General features: G+C 46.3%; 3 protein-coding genes. All 3 read right to left on the reverse strand.

What is annotated here, in order from left to right:
* Positions 1 to 65: 65 nt before the first annotated feature.
* The 3 genes from pgsA to ccoG all read right to left on the reverse strand — a co-directional run bounded on the left by pgsA (position 66) and on the right by ccoG (position 3,359).
* Positions 66 to 626, reverse strand: coding sequence for a CDP-diacylglycerol--glycerol-3-phosphate 3-phosphatidyltransferase (pgsA, locus tag ACTHUT_RS15575; protein WP_003679552.1), 561 nt, complete (start codon positions 624 to 626; stop codon positions 66 to 68).
* A 676-nt stretch (positions 627 to 1,302) separates the two neighbouring features.
* The gene (locus ACTHUT_RS15580; protein WP_348772579.1) at positions 1,303 to 1,869 is read right to left on the reverse strand and encodes a FixH family protein; all 567 of its coding nucleotides are present in this window, start codon (positions 1,867 to 1,869) and stop codon (positions 1,303 to 1,305) included.
* Positions 1,870 to 1,874: 5 nt separating this feature from the next.
* On the reverse strand, positions 1,875 to 3,359 hold the full coding sequence (gene ccoG, locus ACTHUT_RS15585) for a cytochrome c oxidase accessory protein CcoG (RefSeq protein ID WP_250600137.1): 1,485 nt from the start codon (positions 3,357 to 3,359) through the stop codon (positions 1,875 to 1,877).
* Positions 3,360 to 3,630 lie beyond the last annotated feature (271 nt).

Raw genomic sequence — 3,630 nt, forward strand, 5'->3', positions numbered from 1 at the left:
GAAGACGCAATTATTATGGATTTAATCGTGTGAGTCAAGTGTTTTGTTTTTATTTTTTAAAAATTTTATTTGAATTCTTTCCATGCCATTTTCAGGTAGTAGCACATGGACCAGATGGTCAATACGGATGCTATAAACATCAATATGTTACCAATGAGATAGAAAGGGTCGTTATATTTGTCCGTACCGATAAGCAAAAGGAAGATGGCGATCATTTGGGCAGTGGTTTTGAATTTGCCGATAGTGGCTACGGCGACGCTGCCGCGTTTGCCCATTTGTGCCATCCATTCGCGCAGGGCGGAAATAGTGATTTCTCGGCCGATAATAATCATGGCGAAGATGGCGTATGTTCTGCCAAGGCTGACGAGCAGGAGTAGGGCAACGGCAACCATGAGTTTGTCAGCAACAGGGTCGAGGAATGCGCCAAAGTCGGAGGTTTGTTTCCAGCGACGTGCCAAAAAGCCGTCAAACCAGTCTGTAATGGCTGCAAGTGCAAAGATGATGGCGGCTGTCCAGTTGACGGTTTGTGGTTGAATCCATGTGTTCGGTAAATAGAATAGGATGGTGAACACGGGGATTAATAGGACGCGCATCCAGGTAAGTAAAATAGGTATGTTCCAAGGCATGGTTTGGGACCTTTTGGACGATGTGTCGGATTGTCCATTATAGCTTATTTGCTCGCTGGGCTTTTTTGAGTGTTGTTTTTTTGTCGACAAGTAACGTGGGCATAGGGCTTTGTTATGCGGGTTGTGAAGGAAGTCTGCTAAGGCCGTCTGAAAAATGGGTTGTTGAGGGGTGTAAATATTTTTGGGCAGGTAAGTGGCTGCAAAATAGTGGGCAACGAGGTCAGCTTGCTGCTCGATATTGAGTTGGTTAAAGTGAGGCAAAGGCATGGGATAGGCGTAAGCTTTGCGTTTCCTATATCCGCCTTTGAGCATAATGAATAAACCAGATAACCAAACTTTGTGACCGAGCTGGTGTTGCCAGACATGCGTCAGTTCATGAATCAGCCAGATTTTGTAGGCGATGCCGGCTTGAGTGAAATCATCTGGACAGTGTTTGCGTGGGAAATATATATTTCCATTGGGGGCGATAGCGGTATTGGGGTTGGGCAGGAAGGGAATGCCGCGATATATTTTAATGCGGTTGAAGTCTATGCCGTCGGCAAAAACCTGTTTTGCCATACGGATTTCATTTTCGGTTAGTCTGCGCCAATTGGAAAAAATCATATTTTAAAGAATGATAGAGGGTAAAAAGATTTTCAGGCCGTCTGAAAGGTTTCAGACGGCCTGAACATGGGATTTATTGTTCTTCTGAAGCGGCTTGTTTGCCGTTGTCGAACAATTTGTCCATAGGCGTCAGATTAACTGCGTTGCCTTGGCTGACTATCCATTTGTTTTCAACACGCCACACGCCTGAGGTATCTTCAACTCGCAAGTACCAATGGTTGGTTTGGTGGAGAGGTTTGAAGATGGCTTCGTATTCCATACGGCCGTTTTGCGGTTCGGCAGTTACGGCGCGCAGCTTGACGGTTTGGTCGTCAGCTTTGCGTGTCGGGTGCATCAGCAGCAGGTTTAATGGCTGTTTGGGATCGAATTGTCCACTGACGAATACTTTGGCGGCATTCATATCCGGACTGATTAAAACCTGCACCTGAATCTGCCGTTTAACGGCTTCTTCATCGCGGTGAAGCTGGATTTCGATGTGTTTGCCGTCTTTATAGTAATCGTCGGAAACCAAGTCTGTCGTATGTTCTTTTGCGACGAAGAACATGGAAACGCTGGCGATAACGACAAAGATTGGACCTGCCATCAGCACCCAAGGCCAAGTGTGTTTATACCAAGGCTTAGTGGAATTGGGTTGGGACACCGTTGTTATTCTCCAATAAAGGTTGCTTTTTCATTCAAGACAGTCGGTTCGGCATCAGCGGCATCGGTTTCACGATATGTGAAGGTAAATTCAATCGGCTGGCTGCCTTTTTCGGCGTACTCAGGGAGGGTGGACACTTGAACCGGAATAGTCACGGTTTCGCGTGGCGCAATTTTAATACCGTTTTCTGGTAAGCCGGTCAAGGCGATATCATCAAAACCTTTGACTGTTGCAGTAACGGTCTGTTCATGTTCACTCTTGTTAATGATGCGCAGGTTGTAGGCATTTTCCAACCAGCCTTGGCTGTTTTCACGCACCATCACGCCGCGGTCTTTCAGAATATCCACTTCGATCATTTTACGGGTAGAAATGCCGGTTAAGAAAGCAATAATAACCACAAACAATACTGCACCATAACCTGCGACACGAGGGCGTTTCAGGCGTTTTTTGATGTCGCTTTCAGGGTATTCATGCTCCATTGCGCCTTCGGTAGTGTAACGGATCAGGCCGCGCGGATAACCCATTTTGTCCATGATTTCGTCACAAGCATCAACACAGGCTGCACAACCGATACATTGGTATTGTAGGCCGTCGCGGATGTCGATGCCGACGGGGCAGACTTGTACGCACATGGTGCAGTTGATACAGTCGCCCAAGCCGCTGTCTTCTTTGTTGGCGGTTTTTTTGCGTGCACCACGAGGTTCGCCGCGTTCGGTATCGTAGGAAATAATCAGCGTGTCTTTATCAAACATCGCACTTTGGAAGCGTGCATACGGGCACATATGCAGACACACTTTTTCGCGCATGATGTGGGCAAAGAAGAAGGTCATGAATCCGTAAAACGCTGCGGCAAACATTGCACCGCCGCCTGCTGCTCCGGTGAATAAATCGGGAACAAACTGGCGGATAGGGACAAACCAGCCTGCAAAAGTGATACCTGTCCACGCACAGACAAGGAAAATCAGTAGGTATTTAGTGGCTTTAATGCGGATTTTAGTAAAGTTCCAAGGCGATTTTTCCAGTTTTAAACGTTTGTTGCGGTCGCCTTCAACTAAGTTGTCGATCCAAAGCATGATTTCGGTGTAAACCGTTTGTGGGCAAGAGTAGCCGCACCACAAACGACCGGCAATGGTTGTCCACCAAAACAGGCCGAAAGCACAGATCATTAACAGCAGGGCAAGATAAATTAAGTCGCCCATGCCCAGTGACAGGCCGAAAATGAAAAAATGACGGTCAGGGATATTAAATAAAACTGCCTGACGGTTACTCCAGTTAAACCATGGAATTACGTAAAATACAAACTGGGTCGCCAATACGGCGGCGATACGCAGTTTGGCAAAGCGTCCTTCTGCTTTTTTCGGATGGATGCGTTCGCCTTCAGGGTGGATCTGGATAACGCTGGCTCTTGGATTGAATGTTTTGGGAGGAGCGGTTTTGGCAGGTTTGTCTGTTGAGGAGGGAGTATTTTCAGCTTGGTTTTCGGGTGACATAATCAGTGTTCCTTAATCGAAGTGCACACAAGCCTTTTGTCATGGTAGTAATTTGATGTGAGTATTTTCAGACGGCCTTAGGCGTGCATATAAAATCATAACATTTGACTCTATGCAAAGCAAAAGCAGGGCTTGGTCTTAACAATAGTTGCGGTACTCCTGCCTCATACAAGGCTGTCTGAAAAGAGCAGTATTCAAAGACTTACGGAATAAGCGCAGGTTTATGCTTATAGTGATTTCCTATTTATCCGATAAAAAATTTATAACATAC

The organism is Neisseria sp. P0022.S010 (genome assembly GCF_051956635.1).